Source organism: Belnapia sp. AC561 (assembly GCF_979252845.1).
The window spans coordinates 71,325-86,235 of the sequence record NZ_CEEDBP010000006.1 but is presented as its reverse complement, the minus strand read 5'-3'; the positions used below and the strand labels follow the sequence as shown (position 1 = coordinate 86,235).

Annotated in this window: 15 protein-coding genes; 4 read left to right on the top strand and 11 right to left on the bottom strand. The window is 68.6% G+C overall.

What is annotated here, in order from left to right; all coding sequences use genetic code 11:
- The first annotated feature begins 64 nt into the window (after positions 1 to 64).
- The gene (locus AC0IW9_RS07010) at positions 65 to 412 is read left to right on the top strand and encodes a carboxymuconolactone decarboxylase family protein (RefSeq protein ID WP_471647642.1); all 348 of its coding nucleotides are present in this window, start codon (positions 65 to 67) and stop codon (positions 410 to 412) included.
- Here the strand turns inward: AC0IW9_RS07010 and AC0IW9_RS07005 are convergent.
- The 5 genes from AC0IW9_RS07005 to AC0IW9_RS06985 all read right to left on the bottom strand — a co-directional run bounded on the left by AC0IW9_RS07005 (position 401) and on the right by AC0IW9_RS06985 (position 4,542).
- Complete coding sequence (locus tag AC0IW9_RS07005; protein WP_471647500.1) at positions 401 to 892, bottom strand: phosphatase domain-containing protein; 492 nt, start codon at positions 890 to 892, stop codon at positions 401 to 403. The genes AC0IW9_RS07010 and AC0IW9_RS07005 overlap by 12 nt on opposite strands.
- Positions 889 to 1,341: an NUDIX hydrolase gene (locus AC0IW9_RS07000; protein WP_471647499.1), complete on the bottom strand. Its 453-nt coding sequence runs from the start codon at positions 1,339 to 1,341 to the stop codon at positions 889 to 891. The genes AC0IW9_RS07005 and AC0IW9_RS07000 overlap by 4 nt, the downstream gene beginning before the upstream one ends.
- Positions 1,342 to 1,443: 102 nt before the next feature.
- Entirely contained in the window at positions 1,444 to 2,073 is a 630-nt protein-coding gene (upp, locus tag AC0IW9_RS06995) for a uracil phosphoribosyltransferase (RefSeq protein ID WP_471647498.1), read from the bottom strand.
- A 28-nt stretch (positions 2,074 to 2,101) separates the two neighbouring features.
- Positions 2,102 to 3,295, bottom strand: a complete 1,194-nt coding sequence (locus AC0IW9_RS06990; protein ID WP_471647497.1) for a URC4/urg3 family protein — start codon at positions 3,293 to 3,295, stop codon at positions 2,102 to 2,104.
- Positions 3,292 to 4,542, bottom strand: a complete 1,251-nt coding sequence (locus AC0IW9_RS06985; protein ID WP_471647496.1) for a GTP cyclohydrolase II — start codon at positions 4,540 to 4,542, stop codon at positions 3,292 to 3,294. Before AC0IW9_RS06985 ends, AC0IW9_RS06990 begins: the two co-directional genes overlap by 4 nt.
- 123 nt (positions 4,543 to 4,665) lie before the next feature.
- Between AC0IW9_RS06985 and AC0IW9_RS06980 the strand changes: the two genes are divergently transcribed.
- A complete protein-coding gene (locus AC0IW9_RS06980; RefSeq protein ID WP_471647495.1) occupies positions 4,666 to 5,796 on the top strand; it encodes a CaiB/BaiF CoA transferase family protein in 1,131 nt (376 codons plus the stop codon).
- 88 nt (positions 5,797 to 5,884) lie between these two features.
- On the top strand, positions 5,885 to 6,976 hold the full coding sequence (locus AC0IW9_RS06975) for a TRAP transporter substrate-binding protein (RefSeq protein WP_471647494.1): 1,092 nt from the start codon (positions 5,885 to 5,887) through the stop codon (positions 6,974 to 6,976).
- Positions 6,977 to 6,986: 10 nt separating this feature from the next.
- Here AC0IW9_RS06975 and AC0IW9_RS06970 read toward each other — a convergent pair whose 3' ends face one another.
- The 4 genes from AC0IW9_RS06970 to AC0IW9_RS06955 all read right to left on the bottom strand — a co-directional run bounded on the left by AC0IW9_RS06970 (position 6,987) and on the right by AC0IW9_RS06955 (position 11,707).
- Entirely contained in the window at positions 6,987 to 8,624 is a 1,638-nt protein-coding gene (locus AC0IW9_RS06970) for a GMC family oxidoreductase (protein WP_471647493.1), read from the bottom strand.
- Positions 8,625 to 8,649: 25 nt separating this feature from the next.
- Positions 8,650 to 9,441, bottom strand: a complete 792-nt coding sequence (locus tag AC0IW9_RS06965; RefSeq protein WP_471647492.1) for a 2-keto-4-pentenoate hydratase — start codon at positions 9,439 to 9,441, stop codon at positions 8,650 to 8,652.
- Between the two features lie 77 nt (positions 9,442 to 9,518).
- Entirely contained in the window at positions 9,519 to 10,544 is a 1,026-nt protein-coding gene (locus AC0IW9_RS06960) for a zinc-binding alcohol dehydrogenase family protein (RefSeq protein ID WP_471647491.1), read from the bottom strand.
- On the bottom strand, positions 10,541 to 11,707 hold the full coding sequence (locus AC0IW9_RS06955) for an alpha/beta fold hydrolase (protein WP_471647490.1): 1,167 nt from the start codon (positions 11,705 to 11,707) through the stop codon (positions 10,541 to 10,543). The genes AC0IW9_RS06960 and AC0IW9_RS06955 overlap by 4 nt, the downstream gene beginning before the upstream one ends.
- Positions 11,708 to 11,864: 157 nt before the next feature.
- Between AC0IW9_RS06955 and AC0IW9_RS06950 the strand changes: the two genes are divergently transcribed.
- Entirely contained in the window at positions 11,865 to 12,836 is a 972-nt protein-coding gene (locus AC0IW9_RS06950) for a Bug family tripartite tricarboxylate transporter substrate binding protein (RefSeq protein WP_471647489.1), read from the top strand.
- Here AC0IW9_RS06950 and AC0IW9_RS06945 read toward each other — a convergent pair.
- Positions 12,833 to 13,261: a DCC1-like thiol-disulfide oxidoreductase family protein gene (locus AC0IW9_RS06945; protein ID WP_471647488.1), complete on the bottom strand. Its 429-nt coding sequence runs from the start codon at positions 13,259 to 13,261 to the stop codon at positions 12,833 to 12,835. The genes AC0IW9_RS06950 and AC0IW9_RS06945 overlap by 4 nt on opposite strands.
- Complete coding sequence (locus AC0IW9_RS06940; protein WP_471647487.1) at positions 13,251 to 14,891, bottom strand: hypothetical protein; 1,641 nt, start codon at positions 14,889 to 14,891, stop codon at positions 13,251 to 13,253. Before AC0IW9_RS06940 ends, AC0IW9_RS06945 begins: the two co-directional genes overlap by 11 nt.
- Positions 14,892 to 14,911: the final 20 nt, after the last annotated feature.

Genomic DNA, 14,911 nt, shown 5'->3' with positions numbered 1-14,911 from the left:
ACTGCATGGGCGCGGGGGTCATCCCCGCGCCCATCGTAATTCAGGGGAGCAGCCGATGACCGGGATCAAGGACTGGGACGCCTACAACGCCGCCACGCGGGTCCGCGGCAAGGAGTTGAGCGGTCTGCACCCCGAACTGGTGAAGGGCTTCGGCGCCCTGGCCCGTGGTGCGGCCACCACCCAGCATCTGGATGCCAAGACGCGGGAGCTGATCGCCCTGGCGGTTGCCGTGACCACGCGCTGCGACGGCTGCATCGATGCCCATGTGCGGAAGGCCAAGGTGGCCGGCGCCAGCAAGGCGGAGATGGCGGAGGCGCTGGGCGTGGCGATCGCCCTGAATGCCGGGGCCGCCTTCACCTATTCACTGCATGTGCTGGATGCCGCGGGGGATGAGCCCGCCTCAGCCGGATAGCAGCAGCGACGGCCCGTGATGGATGAAGGCCAGCTGTTCCGGCGTCTCGATGGTGTCGGGGCGGGTGGATCGGACGAGGGTGATGGCGGCCTCTGGTGCCATGCCGAGGCTGCGCAGCAAGGCCGCGGCGAAGGTCCCGGTGCGGCCAAGCCCGGCGGCACAATGCACCAGCACGCGGCCGCCGCTACGCCATTCCGCCAGCAGGGTAGGGGCTGCCTCGTCCCAGGCGGCGAGGAAGGCCGTGCCGGGTGGCTGCATGTCCGGGATCGGCGCGCGCCACCAGCGCAAGCCCGATTCGGCAACCGCGCCGGCAAGGCCCGCACGGGTGATTTCGGTGTCCTGCAACAGGGTCAGCAGGCCTGAGGCGCCCCAGGCCCGGGCGATGGCAAGGTCGCGTGCCGGCTCGCCATGGCCGCGGCCGGGGCAGTGGCTCATGCCCAGCAAGCCGCCCCCGGGAAGCGGCAGGGTATCGATGATCAAGCCTCAGGCGCCGCGAGTTGCAGCATGAGGGTCACCAGGCCGCCGTCATCCACCGCCATGGCGGCCTCGGACAGGGTGAACCACCGCCGCTCCCGCTGCGATTTTTCCGGCCAATCCTCCAGCAGGTGCTCCACCGCCAGGGCGAAGACCTCGACGTCGCAGGTGACCGTGGCGCCGTCATCCAGCCGCTTGGGATAGGCATAGGCTCCGATGGCATCCGGGGCGATCTGGCCGATGATGCCGGCTTCCTCGAAGGCTTCGCGCTGGGCCTGTTCGGCGCCGCGGCCGTGTTTTTCCGTCCAGCCCTTGGGCAGCACCCAGCGCTTCGTCTCCCGGCTGGTGACGAGCAACACATACGTCTCGCCATTCCTTTCCTGGAAGGGGAAGGCGGCGCATTGGATGCCCCGCTTGGCGGGGCCACGTTTGGACGGCTTCTTCTTGCTGGCCATGAATAGGGTGGGCTTCGCCTCTTATCCGGCCTCACCGGGACATGAGGGAACAACGCATCGCAGAACCATCCGGATTGGTCCAGATGTCTGGTGCGGACGCATTTATTTGGTGCCGAACATCCGGTCCCCGGCATCGCCCAGGCCGGGGACGATATAGCCATGGCTGTCGAGATGGCTGTCGATGGCAGCCGTCCAGATCGGCACCTCGGGATGGCTGCCATGGAAACGCTCAATGCCTTCCGGCGCGGCCAGAAGGCAGACCAATCGCAGGTCGTGGCAGCCGCGCTCCTTCAGGCGGTCGATGGCGGCGACGGCGCTATTGGCGGTGGCCAGCATCGGGTCGAGCACGATGACCAGCCGTTCCGCCACATCGGGCGGAGCCTTGAAGTAGTACTCGACCGCCTGGAGGGTCTTCGGGTCCCGGTAGAGGCCGATATGGGCGATGCGGGCGGAGGGGACCAGCTCCAGCATCCCATCCACGAAGCCCATCCCGGCGCGCAGGATCGGGGCGAAGACCAGCTTCTTGCCGGCCAGGATGGGCGTCTTCATCGTCGCCAGGGGCGTGGTGATCTCCACATCCTCCAGCGGCAGGTCGCGCGTCACCTCATAGGCCAGCAGCATCCCGATCTCGTTCAGCAGCCGGCGGAAGCCCTGGGTGGAGCGTTCGGCGCTGCGCATGAGGGACAGCTTGTGCTGTACCAGCGGATGGCGGACGACATGGACTTGCCGCATGGGGCTTGGCCTTTCAGACCTTGGTCATTCAGAACAGGGTGCCATCGCTGGCGATGCGAAGCGGCGGGCCGCCATCGGCGCGGCGTTCCGCAGCCAGGCGCCGGCCGGCCCACCAGGTACCGCCCTCCAGCACCCGGGCAAGTGGGAAGGTCGCGGCGGTGACGCCAAGGCGGTCCCGCACCAAGGGCGCGATGGCATCCAGCAGGGTGACGGTGAGTGCCCGCCAGCCGACGACCAGGGGCGAGCCCGGCGCATGCTCGCGCGCCGCATCCTCGGGATCGGCGAGGCGGATGACGCCGAGGTCGAGGAAGAGGCCGCCGTTACGGTATTCCGGCAGGCCGGTCAGGGCGTCGATGTCGGTGACGCGGATGCCGGCATCCTCCAGCGGCTCGATCAGGGAATAGGACAGCCATTGGGAGAGCTTGTGGAAGGGCACCAGTCCGTCGGGCGCGGCAATCCCGGGATGGCGCCAGCAATCGCCGAGGTTCACCCCGCCCAGGCTTTCGCGCCCCGGCCAGATGCCGCCGAGGTGACGGAGGATGGCGACGAGGATGGCGCGGGCCGGCAGGCTGCCGCCCTCGGCCTGGGCTGCCAGATGATCGAAGAGCCCGCCGGGGCGGCCGCCGAAGACGTCGGGGGCAGCGGCCACCACCTGGCCCAGGCGCTGGAGCAGGGCGGCACGACCTTCCAACCCGACCAGCGGATTTGCCGGGCTGACCTGGAAGCCGGTGGCGAGGTCCGCGGCGGTCAGCGTCGCAAGGCGGCTGGCATCGGCGCATCGGCTCACGCCATCCGCGGCGAAGGCGCTATCGGCGAACAGGGCGAAGCTGGCCACGGCAAGGCCTTCGGAGCGCGCGAATTCCTGGTCTGTGGCGGCGTCCCGGTAGCGCCAGGCCATGCCTGCCCCGGCATCCAGCAGCACGGAGGTGATGGCCAGGTCGAAGGCCATGCGCGGGTCCCGCGCCGGCAGGGCCGCCCAGCGATCCGTGCCGCCCACGGCGAAATGGCGCCAGCGGGCGTGGAAGGGCACGGCGAGGCTGGGATAATTCTGCCGCACCACCTCGGCGACGAGGTCGGCCGCAGGGGGCAGGCGGCCGAGGTCGAGCCTCCAGCCCGGCAGCCTGCCATCCAGCGCGAGCGCATGGAGTTCGCCGCAGCGGGCGCGCACCGCCTCCGGCGTGAGCAGCGCCTCGGCGGCGGCGCGGTCAGCGGGCAGGCTCACATGCTCTCCATGGGCCGGCCGATGGTGCGGGCCAGTTCCGCCTCGGTCGGCGCATCCGGGGCGAAGTAGCCGGCGGCCTTCTTGGCCTCCATCTCCACCGAGGCATCGGGCGGGATGCGGTCGGCCGGGATCGGCACGCGCTCGCCGACATCGATGCCCTGCTCGACCATCGCCTCGTACTTCATGTTGGACATGGAGATGAGCCGATGGATCTTGGTGATGCCGAGCCAGTGCAGCACATCGGGCATGAGCTGCTGGAAGCGGGCGTCCTGCACGCCGGCGACGCATTCGGTGCGCTCGAAATAGGTGGCGGCCTGATCGCCGCCCTCCTGCCGCTTGCGGGCATTGTAGACGAGGAATTTGGTGACCTCGCCCAAGGCGCGGCCTTCCTTGCGATTGTAGACCACGAGGCCGACCCCGCCGTCCTGCGCCGAGCGGATGCTCTCCTCGATCCCCTGGATGAGATAGGGGCGGCAGGTGCAGATGTCGGAGCCGAAGACGTCGGAGCCGTTGCATTCGTCGTGCACGCGGCAGGTCAGCGGCACGCGGCGGTTCGCGAGGTCGCGCGGCTCGCCGAAGATATAGACGGTGATGCCGCCGACCGGCGGCAGGAAGACCGAGAGGTCGGGCCGGGTGACCAGCTCCGGGTACATGCCTGCGGTCTGCTCGAACAAGGTGCGGCGCAGCTCATGTTCCGGCGTGCCGAAGCGCTCGGCGATGCCGGGCAGCCACCAGACCGGGTCGATCGCGGCCTTGGTGACGGAGACGTCGCCGCCGGCATGCAGCACCTGGCCATCCGGCTTCAGGCTGCCGGCCTCGATCAGGGCGTTCAGCTCGGCCATGTTCAGCCGGGCCTTGGTGATGGCGATGGTGGGGCGGATGTCGATGCCCTCGCCGATGGCATCGCCGAAGGCTTCCCCCACCACATGGCCCCAGGGGTCGAGCGAGACGATCTTGCCCGGCTCCGACCATTGCGGATGGGGGCCGATGGCGGTGACCGGATGGGTGTTCGCCAGGTCGGGCCGCTGCAGCGGGGAGAGGGTGCCGGCGGAGACGGCAAGCGCGCGATAGAGCGAATAGGACCCGCCATGGGTGCCGATGACGTTGCGGTCGGACGGGCGGGTGACGGAGCCGATTACCGGCCCGCGTTCGGCCGCGCTGGGGGCTGCCCAGCGCAGGGGCCAGCGATGCGCCTGTGGCTCCGGATGCGAGGTCAGGCGGATGTGGCGCGGGGCGTTGCTGCTCATCGGTCCCATCGGTTTCGGGTGCGTCGCTAAGCTTGGCCGGATGCTGCGGCGCATCAAGGGAAAACCGCCGGTTGCCGGCCCCAGGCGCAGCGTCTTTACTCGCCGCAACAGGGGGAATGTCGCATGGCGGGCGCATTGGACGGGCTGGTGGTGCTGGATCTGACCAGTTTCCTCTCTGGCCCCTATTGCACGATGCTGCTGGGGGATATGGGCGCCGATGTCATCAAGGTCGAAAGGCCGGATGGCGGCGACGATGCGCGGCGCATGCCACCCTTCGTCGAGGGACGCAGCGCACCCTTCGGCATATGGAACCGCAACAAGCGCAGCATCGCGCTGGACCTGAAGGCGCCGGCCGATCTCGAGGTGGTACGGCGGATCGCCCTGCGCGCCGATGTGCTGGTCGAGAATTTCCGCCCCGGCGTGCTGGAGCGGCTGGGCCTGGGCTGGGAGGCGATGGCGGCGATCAACCCGCAGCTGGTCTATGCGAGCATCTCGGGCTTCGGCCAGACCGGGCCCTGGGCCGGGCATGGCGGGCTCGACATGATGGCGCAGGGCATGTCCGGGCTGATGGCCGGCAACGGTCCGCCCGATGGCGAGCCCTATCGCCTGCCGATCGCCATCACCGACGTCACCTCCGGCATGTATGCGGCGATCGCGGTGCTGGGCGCCCTGCAGGCGCGGCAGCGGACCGGGCTGGGGCAGCGGATCGACCAGTCGCTGTTCGAATCCGGCCTGGCGCTCGGGGTCTATGAGGCGGCGCATGTCTTCTCCCGGGGGACGCGGCCGCCGCGGATGGGGCAGTTGCACCGCGGCTCCGCGCCCTATCGGGTCTTCCGGACGCGGGATGGCTGGATCACCCTGGGGGCGTCCAAGGAGAAGTTCTGGCGGGCGCTGTGCGGCATCATCGGCCGACCGGAACTGGCGGAGGATCCGCGCTTCGCGGTCAATGCGAAGCGCGTCGCCAACAATGCCGAACTGATCCCCTTGATCCAGACGCGCTTGGAGGTGGAAGACAGCGCGCATTGGCTGGCGGCGCTGGGCGCGGCCGGCATTCCCTGCGAGCCGGTGCTGTCCTACGACGAGGCGCTGGCGCATCCGCAGGCCCAGGCGCGGGGCGTGGTGCTGGAGTTGGACGGCAAGCCGGCGATGGCGCCGCCGGTGCGGCTCGGCGGAACGCCGGCGAGCGTGAGGCGGGCGGCGCCCGACCTCGGTGAGCATGGCGCGGAAATCCGGGCCTGGCTCGACGCTGGCTGATCCGCAACGGTCTGGTCAGCCGCCGGGGCGCATGCGTAGATTCCCCAGCCAGCCCCTGCAAAGTTGGGCGGCCTAGGGAAGGATCGTCATGAACCGTCGCCGCATCATCGCCAGCGGGGCCGCCGGCATCGCGGGTGCTTCCGCGCTTGCCGCCCCCAACCTCGCCTCCGCCCAGCCGCGCATCCGCTGGCGCTGCCCGAACAGCTTCCCGAAGACGATCGACACGCTCTACGGCGCTGCCGAGATCATCGCCCGGCGGGTGCGGGAGATGTCGGACGGCGCCTTCGAAATCACCGTCTCCGGCCCGGGCGAGATCGTGCCGGGGCTGCAGATTTTGGATGCGGTGGGGCAGGGCTCGGTCGAGTGCGGCTTCACCTCCAGCCTCTTCTACTTCGGCAAGGACCCGAGCCTCGCTATCAGCACCACGCTGCCCTGGGGCATGGCGAGCCGGGCGATGTTCGCTTGGCTGAACTACGCCGGCGGCCGCGACCAGCTGCGCGACGTGTTCCGCGACCAGGGCGTCGTCGCCATCCCCGCCGGCTGCACCGGCGCGCAGATGGGCGGCTGGCTGAAGAAGGAGATCAAGACGCCGGAGGATCTGCGGGGGCTGAAATTCCGCATCGCCGGGCTCGGCGGCAGCGTGATGGCGAAGCTCGGCGTCATCCCGCAGCAGATCGCACCCTCGGACATCTACCCGGCGCTGGAGCGGGGCGTGATCGACGGTGCGGAATACATCGGCCCCTACGACGACGAGAAGCTCGGCTTCGGCCAGGTGGCGAAATACTACTATTACCCGGGCTTCCAGGAGATCGCGCCGAGCTCCGACCTGCTGATCAACCAGCGTGCCTGGGACGGGCTACCGAAATCCTATCAGTCGATGCTGGAGGTCGCCTCCGCCGAGGCCTGGGCCGCCACCGCGGCGAAATACGACGTGCTGAACCCACCGGCGCTGCGCCGGCTGGTGGCGGGCGGCACCCAGCTTCGTCCCTATCCGCGGGAGGTGATGACAGCACTCTACCGCGCCTCGCAGGAGCTCTATGCCGAGCTCGGGGCGCAGAATGCGCGGTTCAAGCGCATCCACGAGCATTGGGACAAGTTCCGGCTGGAACAGGTCCAGTGGTTCCGCGTGGCGGAGGACAGCGCCGCGAATTTCGTCGCGGTGACGACGTCGCAGCGGTAGCCGCCACCCGTCAGGCGGCTGCCGCCGCCTGACGCCCGAGGATGAAGTCCGCCGCCTTCTCCGCGATCATCAACGTGGTCGCGTAGGTATTGGCCGAGGGCATGCTCGGCATGATCGAGGCATCGACCACGCGCAGCCCCTGCATGCCATGCACCAGCAGGCGGTCGTTCACCACGGCGGTCTGGTCCGTCTCCGGCCCCATGCGGGCGGTGCCGATCAGGTGGTAGGTGGTGCTGCCGTTCTTCTTGGCGAAGTCCAGCAGCTCGTCGTCCGCTTCGACCGACGGGCCGGGCAGGGTCTCGGCCTCGAGGAAGCGGCTCAGCTCCGGCGTGTTCAGCATCCGCCGCAGCAGCCGCATGCCACCGAGATGGACCCGGACATCCATCGGGTCCGAGAGGTAGTTCGGGTTGATCTCCGGATCCTCGAAAACGTTGGTGCTGCGGGCCTTCACCCAGCCATGGCTTTCCGGCCGGTGCTGCCAGGCGCCGGCGGTGACGCCGGGATAGTCGTCCAGCACGTAGACCTTGCCCTCGGCATAGCTGCCGGGGGTGAAGACGCATTGCAGGTCGGGCGCGTCGAGCCCTTCGAAGCTTTTCCAGAAGACATGGACGTGGGAGGGCGCGGTGGCGAGGATGCTGGGCTTCTTCAGGGCCCAGCGCGCCACCTGCATCCCGAGGTTCACGCCGCGCGCCAGGCCGTTCAGCGTCTCGGTCCCCGGCTTCGCCCGCATGACGAAGCGGGAGGCATAGTGGTCGCGGAAATTGGCGCCGACGCCACGCAGGGCATGCACCACCGGAACGCCGAGGCTGCCGAGCAGCTCCGCCGGGCCGACGCCCGAGACCTGCAGCAGGCGGGCGGTATTGACGGTGCCGGAGGAGAGGATGACCTCGCGCCGGGCCATCACCTGCTTCGCCGGCCCGCCGGGGGCCGCGATGTAGCGGATGCCGCTGGCGCGCTTGCCGTCGAACAGGATCGCACTGGCCCGCGCATTGGTGCGGACCTCGAGGTTGGGGCGGGAGCGGGCGGGCTTGAGGAAGGCGGTGGCGGCGGAGACGCGCCGGCCGTTCTGGATGGCGCGCTGGAAATAGCCGACGCCAGCCTGGTCGCCGCTGTTGTAGTCGGGGTTGCGGGGGATCCCCATGCCGACGCAGCCGGCGATGAAGGCCTCGGAGACCGGGTTGATCCAGTCCATGTCGGTGACGGGGATGCCGCCCTCGGCGTGGCCGCGGTTCTCCTCGCCGAAGCCGATGCGGTTCTCGCTGCGGCGGTAGTAGGGCAGGCAATCGGCATAGCCCCAGCCGCGGTTGCCGCGCTGCGCCCAATGGTCGAGGTCGGCGGGCTGGCCGCGGTTATAGATCATCCCATTCACCGAGGAGCCGCCGCCGAGGGTGCGGCCCTGGGTGGTGGCGATCCGCCGGCCGCCGGTCATCGCCAGGGGCTCGGTCTTGAACTGCCAGGTGACGCCGGGATCGGCCAGGGTCTTGATGAAGCCGGCCGGGATGTGGATCCAGGGATTGCGGTCCGGCGGCCCGGCCTCCAGCACGCAGACCGTGGTGGTGCCATCCGCGGTCAGCCGGTTGGCGAGGACCGAGCCCGCGGCGCCGGCGCCGACGATGACGTAATCGAAGCTGTCGGCAGCGGTGGCCATGCGGGCGTCCCCCTTCAGGAAAGCCTCACGCTATAAACCGAACCGCGATGCTGCCAAGCACCCCGAAGTCGATCGCCACCGCATCGCCGGGCAGGACCTCGAGCGGGACCATGCAGGTGCCGGTGGTGACATACTGGCCCTTGGCCAGGGTGATGCCATGGGTGGAAAGCTCGTTCGCCAGCCAGGTGAGGGCGAGGCGCGGGTCGCCCAGGACGTTCGAGCCAAGGCCCTCTCGCGCATAGCGATCGCCGACCCGCGCCTGGACGCGATGGACGGCAAGGTCCAGCGGCCGCCACGCCGCCGAGGTGGCCGGGCCGAAGATCATCTGATGGGCGCAGGCATTGTCGGCGATCAGCTGGGCCGCGCCGGCGGAGGCGACATCCTCGTACCGGCTATCGGGAATTTCGATGCCGAGATGGAGGCTGTCGACCGCCGCCATGACCTCGGCCTGGCTATAGGCCGCGCCGCGGGGCGGAAGGTCGGCCGCCAGGCGGAAGACGAATTCCGGTTCGGCCACCCGCATGGCATTGGCGCCGAGCGTCACCGCCGCGCCGGGCGGCAGGACCTGCCCGGCCAGCACCCGGCCGGCGATGGGGCCATCCAGCCCGATATGCGCCTGGCCGGCGGCGCTGGTGGCGGCAATCTTCCAGCCGGATTGCGGCCTGCCGTCCCGGGCCTCGAGGCGGGCCTGGATCGCATAGCCTTCGGCGCGCGTTTCGGGCCGCAGCACCGGTGGCAGGGCGGGCAGCCGGCGACCTTCGCGCCAGTGCTGCCACAACAGCGCTGCCGCGGCGTCCATCCGTCCATCGTCGAGCATGGTCATTCCCCCAATGGTCGGTTGCGCGGGCTGCGCTTGGTCGCGCATTGACCCGCCAGTCTAGCCAAATCGGCTCGTCAGTTTGGGGTGGATTCGAAGCCTTCAAGAACGATCTTGCCGACGACCCGGCCAGCCTCGATCGCAGCATGCGCCCGGCGGAGGTTCGCCGCGGTGATCCGGCCGTAATGCGCAGCCGGTCCGGGCTTGAGGATGCCACTGTCCAGCAGCGAGGCGGCTTCCGACAGGATCGCGTGCTGGCGCTGCATATCGGCGGTGCGGAACATCGGCCGGGTGAACATCGCCTCCCAATGAATGGAGACGCTCTTGAACTTCACTAGGCGGAGGTCGAGCGGCTCCGGGTCGTCGATCAGCCCGAAACGGCCCTGCGGGGCGATGAGCTTGGCGATCTCGGCCCAGACAGCCGCATCGGTATGGGTGGAGAAGACATAGCGGATCGGCCCGAGCGCCTTGGCCTGGGCCGCCAGGGGCCGGGTATGGTCCAGCACGTGATGGGCGCCGCGGGCCCGCACCCAGTCGGCGCTTTCGGGGCGGGAGGCGGTGGCGATGACCGTCAGCCCGGTGAGCGCGCGGGCGACCTGGATGGCGATGGAGGGGACACCGCCGGCGCCGCCGATGACCAGCAGCGCCTCCCCGGACGTATCGTCCCGGGGGATGGCCAGCCGGTCGAACAGCATCTCCCAGGCGGTCAAGGTCGTCAGCGGCAGGGCCGCGGCCTCGGCATGGCCGAGCGACTTGGGCTTGTGGCCGACGATCCGTTCATCGACCAGTTGCAACTCGGCATTGGAGCCGGGGCGGTCCAGCACGCCGGCGTAGAAGACCGCATCGCCCGGCTTGAACAGCCGGCAGTCGGGGCCGACCGCCTCGACGATGCCCGAGGCATCGTAGCCGAGGACCATGGGCTTCTCGGGCGAGGCTTCGAAGACGGCTCGGCTTTTCGCGTCGCGCGGATTGACGGAGACGGCCTGCACCCGGACCAGCAGGTCATGGCTGAGCGGCGGGCCGGGATCGGGCAGCAGGAGATCCTGCAGCGATTGCGGATCCGCGATGGGCAGCCCGCGTGCGGTATAGCCAATGGCTTTCATGGCGAGCCTCCCCGCAGGGAGCGGAAGAAGGCGGCGATCTCGCCGGCGAGGGCTTCGGGCTGTTCCATGGCGGCGAAGTGGCCACCCTTCGCCATCGGCGTCCAGCGGCGGATATCGGTATAGGTCCGCTCGGCGAGGCTGCGCGGCGGCCGGCGGATTTCCCGGGGGAAGGCCGCATACCCCATGGGCACGTCCACCGTGCGGCCCTCCGGGATCGGCCAGGACCCATGCGCCCGGGCGTAATAGGGCCAGAAGGAGGCGCCGATGCAGCCGGTGAACCAGTAGAAGGCGATATTCGCCAGCAGCCGGTCACGTGGATGAGCGGCTTCGACATCGCCGCCGCAGTCCGACCAGGCCCTGAACTTCTCCACGATCCAGGCGGCCAGTCCGGCGGGGCTGTCGTTGAGGCCGAAGGCCAGGGTCTGCGGGCGGGTGCCTTGGATCCACTGGTAGCCGGTTTCCTCCTTCAGCCAGACCGCGACTTCCTCGGCGTAGCGGGCTTCCTCCGGGGTGGGATGGGCCGGCGGGGGCTGGTCCGGCCGCAGCGACAGCAGGTTGATGTGGATGCCGAGCAGCTTCTCCGGATGCGCCACGCCGAGGCGGGAGGCGGTGAAGCCGCCCCAATCGCCGCCCTGGGCGCCGAAGCGTGGGTAGCCGAGGACGTCAGTCATCAGCGCCGCGAGGCAATCGGCGATCGCCTCGACGCTGAAGCGTGGCTGGCCGGGCCGGAAGGAAAGTCCGTAACCGGGCAGGGAGGGTGCGACCACGGTGAAGGCATCCGCCGGATCGCCGCCGAAGCGGGCGGGGTCGGTCAGCCGGGGAATGATATCCAGGAATTCGAAGACCGAGCCAGGCCAGCCATGCATGAGCAGCAGGGGCGTCGGGTTCGGGCCGACGCCAGGAACATGCAGGTAGTGCAGGTCGATCCCATGCAGCGGCACGGTGAACTGCGGGAAGGCATTGAGGCGCGCTTCCTCGGCACGCCAATCGAAGCCGTCCTGCCAATAGGCGAGCAGGCCCTTGAGGTAGGCGACATCGGTGCCGTAGGCCCAGGGCTCGCCGGGTGTCTGGTCCGGCAGGCGCGTCAGGGCGAGCCGGGCCTTGAGATCGGCGATCGCCACCTCCGGGATGGCCAGGGTGAAGGGCTGCGGCTTCGGGGCCATTGTGAGTTCCTCCGGCCGTCAGGCGAGCCCGACCCGGCCGCGGCGTCAAGTCTCTGTGCCGGCCGAGGGTCCCGCCATGGCCCGTGCCGCCGTGTCATGGGTTGACGGCGCAACCGCGCATCCTGCCAATGCGCGGCAACCAAGGAAGGGAAAAGCGATGCATCGCCGCCAATTGCTCGGGGCCGCTGGCCTGATCGTGGGTGCCCGCGGCGCTGCGGCGCAGGAGGACTGGCCCAGCCGTCCCGTCACCATCGTGGTGCCCTTCGCGCCCGGCAGCTCCTCCGACATCATCGCCAGGGCCTTGGCGCAAGGCATGCAGCAGGCACTCGGCAAGCCGGTGGTCGCGGAGAACCGGCCCGGCGCCACCGGAGAGGTCGGTGCCCGCACCGTGATCCGCAGCGCACCGGATGGCCATACCCTGATGCATGCGCCGATCAGCACCTGGGCGATCAACGTCGCATTGCGGCCGAACCTGGCCTACGATCCGGTGGCGCAGCTGACCCGCATCACCCAGACGGTGCGCACCCCGAATGTGCTGGTGGTGCACCCTGGGCAGGTTCCGGCCAAGACCCTGCCGGAGCTGCTGGACTGGCTGAAGGCCAATGGCAGCAAGGCCTCCTACTCCACCAGCGGCATCGGCTCCTCCGATCACCTGACGATGGAAATGTTCAAGCAGGCGACGGGGAGCGAAGCGGCGCATGTGCCCTATGCCGGCGGCGCACCCGCGACGACGGACCTGATCGCCGGGACTGTCCAGCTTTCCTTCCAGAACCTCGGCTCGATCGCGCCGCAGATCCGGGACGGACGGGTCCGCCCGATCATCATCACCAGCGATGCACGCAGCCCTTTGCTGCCGGAGGTGCCGACCGCGCAGGAGAGCGGACTGCGCGATTTCGTCGTCTTTTCCTGGCAGGGCTTCGGGGGACCGGCGGGAATGCCTGCGCCGCTGGTATCGCGCATCCATGGCGCGGCGGTCGCGGCGTTGCGGATGCCGCAAACGGAGGCGCGGCTGCGCGACATCGGCTTCGAGGTGGTCGGCAGCTCACCGGAGGAATTCGCCCGGTTCCAGCAGGCCGAGATCGACCGCTGGAGGCGTGTCGTGACGCTGGGCGGGATCACCGCCGACTAGTCGGCGATCGGTGGCCGGCCCAGCAGTTTCAGCGTCAGGCGCCGGCCTGCCACCATGGCGGGGTAGAGGAATTTCCCCAGCTTGGGCCGGCTGAAGACCAACCGGTTCAGCTTGTTGAAGGTGCCGTCCTCGCTGCCCAGCATGGCCAGGACGTGCAGGGCATCGGCGCCATGGTAGAAGCGGCCGTTCCACTTCACCGCCATGCCGTTCTCAAGGTTCAGGCCGCGGGCCTTGGCCTCCGCCACCACCGGGTGGTCCGAGCGCGCGTCGATCATGTGCACCTTCTCGGCCAGCTGGCGGATCCGGTAGAGCATGACGTAGCGCGTGCAGAAGGGGCACATGCCGTCATAGACGACGAAGACCTCCCGCTCCGACTGCCCGGCGGGCGCGGGGCGCAGGGCCCCGGGCTGCGGATCAGCGGACATCGAAGCGGTACTCATCGCGCTTCTTCACGTCCCGGACGAGCTGGCCATCGCGGAGCGTGAGGCAGACCGATTCGACGACGTATTTGTAGCCCACGATATCCTCGATATTCAGCCGGTTGAACTCCCGGAAGACCCAGGGATTCGGCTGCATGTGGTGGGGGTAGAAGTAATAGAGGTTGTCATTCTTGATATAGGGATGGCGGACCATGAAGCTATGGGTATCCCGCACCAGGTTTTCCATGTCCTTCAGAGTCGCGCCCGTCGTCTGCGTCTCGGCGACGCGGGGACCGCAGGACGTGGCATCGTGCCAGTCGTTCAGGTTCAGGTTGTTGCCACCGATACGGAAGTTGAAATGACCTTCCGGCACATAGGTGGCGGCCTGCGCGATGGTGTAGGAGTAGATGCCGTAATAGACCTGCGGCACCCAGACTTCCCGCCCATCCTTCGTCATGGCGTAGAACTGCGGGCTGGCGAGCTTCGCGCCATCCAGCCAGCCGAGCCAGTTGGTGTAGAAGATGGTATGGCCGAACAGCACGGTCAGCACGCAGACCAGCTTCATCATCGACGTGATCTCATTGTCCTTCAGCCGCCAGGCCGAGGTGTAGATGATGAGATTGACCGCGATCCAGAAGTGGAAAAGCGCACCCAGCGTCATGTAGACGCCGATGTGGAAGATGTCGAAGAGCAAGGTGAAGAACAGCAGCCAGCGGACCCGCAGGATCGCCAGCGGCGCCAGAAGCTGGGCAAAGAGAACGAAGAAGTTGAAGGCCAGGCCGAAGGTCGAGATCGTGTCCCAGCTGAACTGCAGCAGCGACGGGAACATCGCCAGCGGATTGTCGCCACGCTCCGTGCCGATGACGATCGCCGTCTGCGTCGGGTTCTGCAGCAGCCAGGTCCAGGGCGCGGGACCGCCAGCCATGAGCTTGGCCACGCCCGAGCAGAAGTAATTGCCGAGATGGGCGCCGACGATCACCGCCCAGACGAGGTTGGTCGCCTTCAGCCGCAGTACATCCGCCGGCACGTCCGACATCAGGGCCCGCAGCGAAGGAAGGCGCTTCAGGGTCCATTCGCTCGTTGCCACGACCGCGATGACGCCACCGAGCGCGGCGAAGACGCCGGCATCGAGCATCGAGAGGAAATCCGTATCGGTCACCCAGATACCGGCGGCGGGACCGATCAGCAGTCGGAAGGCGACGTAGTAGATGAACAGCGGCATCAGGAAGATCGGCCGCCAGAGCGACGCGAAGCCGGCGATGACCGCGATCAAGGCGCCCCAGCGGAAGAACAGCGTGTGTTCATTCGCGGCACCGAAGATGATGTTCGGCGCCGGCGGCACGGGGCCGAAAGCGTCGAACAGCACCTGAACCAGCACGACGACACCGATGCCACGCAGGATCGCCCGCAGCATGCGCGGCACATCGGCATAGCGAATCCCGATAAAGGGAAGTGCCGCGACGCAGCAGAAGACGACAAGCGCGAATCCGTGCGTCTCGGACTGCCCTGCTGCATAGAAGGTCAGCTTCTTCGTTGCCCGATAGGCGAGCAACGACAGAAGCAGCAGCAGGAAAGGCAGCGAAATCGCAGCGGAAGGGATGCGGAGCGCCTGGGAGCGGAGCCTCGACGAATACACCGATCTCTCCATGATTGGAT

Bases quoted from the DNA above. Each gene is read 5' to 3' on its own strand.
- AC0IW9_RS07000 (WP_471647499.1), bottom strand. From the start codon at position 1,341: ATGGCCAGCAAGAAGAAGCCGTCCAAACGTGGCCCCGCCAAGCGGGGC.
- upp (WP_471647498.1), bottom strand. From the start codon at position 2,073: ATGCGGCAAGTCCATGTCGTCCGCCATCCGCTGGTACAGCACAAGCTG.
- AC0IW9_RS06985 (WP_471647496.1), bottom strand. From the start codon at position 4,542: ATGAGCAGCAACGCCCCGCGCCACATCCGCCTGACCTCGCATCCGGAG.
- AC0IW9_RS06980 (WP_471647495.1), top strand. From the start codon at position 4,666: ATGGCGGGCGCATTGGACGGGCTGGTGGTGCTGGATCTGACCAGTTTC.
- AC0IW9_RS06975 (WP_471647494.1), top strand. From the start codon at position 5,885: ATGAACCGTCGCCGCATCATCGCCAGCGGGGCCGCCGGCATCGCGGGT.
- AC0IW9_RS06970 (WP_471647493.1), bottom strand. From the start codon at position 8,624: ATGGCCACCGCTGCCGACAGCTTCGATTACGTCATCGTCGGCGCCGGC.
- AC0IW9_RS06965 (WP_471647492.1), bottom strand. From the start codon at position 9,441: ATGCTCGACGATGGACGGATGGACGCCGCGGCAGCGCTGTTGTGGCAG.
- AC0IW9_RS06960 (WP_471647491.1), bottom strand. From the start codon at position 10,544: ATGAAAGCCATTGGCTATACCGCACGCGGGCTGCCCATCGCGGATCCG.
- AC0IW9_RS06955 (WP_471647490.1), bottom strand. From the start codon at position 11,707: ATGGCCCCGAAGCCGCAGCCCTTCACCCTGGCCATCCCGGAGGTGGCG.
- AC0IW9_RS06950 (WP_471647489.1), top strand. From the start codon at position 11,865: ATGCATCGCCGCCAATTGCTCGGGGCCGCTGGCCTGATCGTGGGTGCC.
- AC0IW9_RS06945 (WP_471647488.1), bottom strand. From the start codon at position 13,261: ATGTCCGCTGATCCGCAGCCCGGGGCCCTGCGCCCCGCGCCCGCCGGG.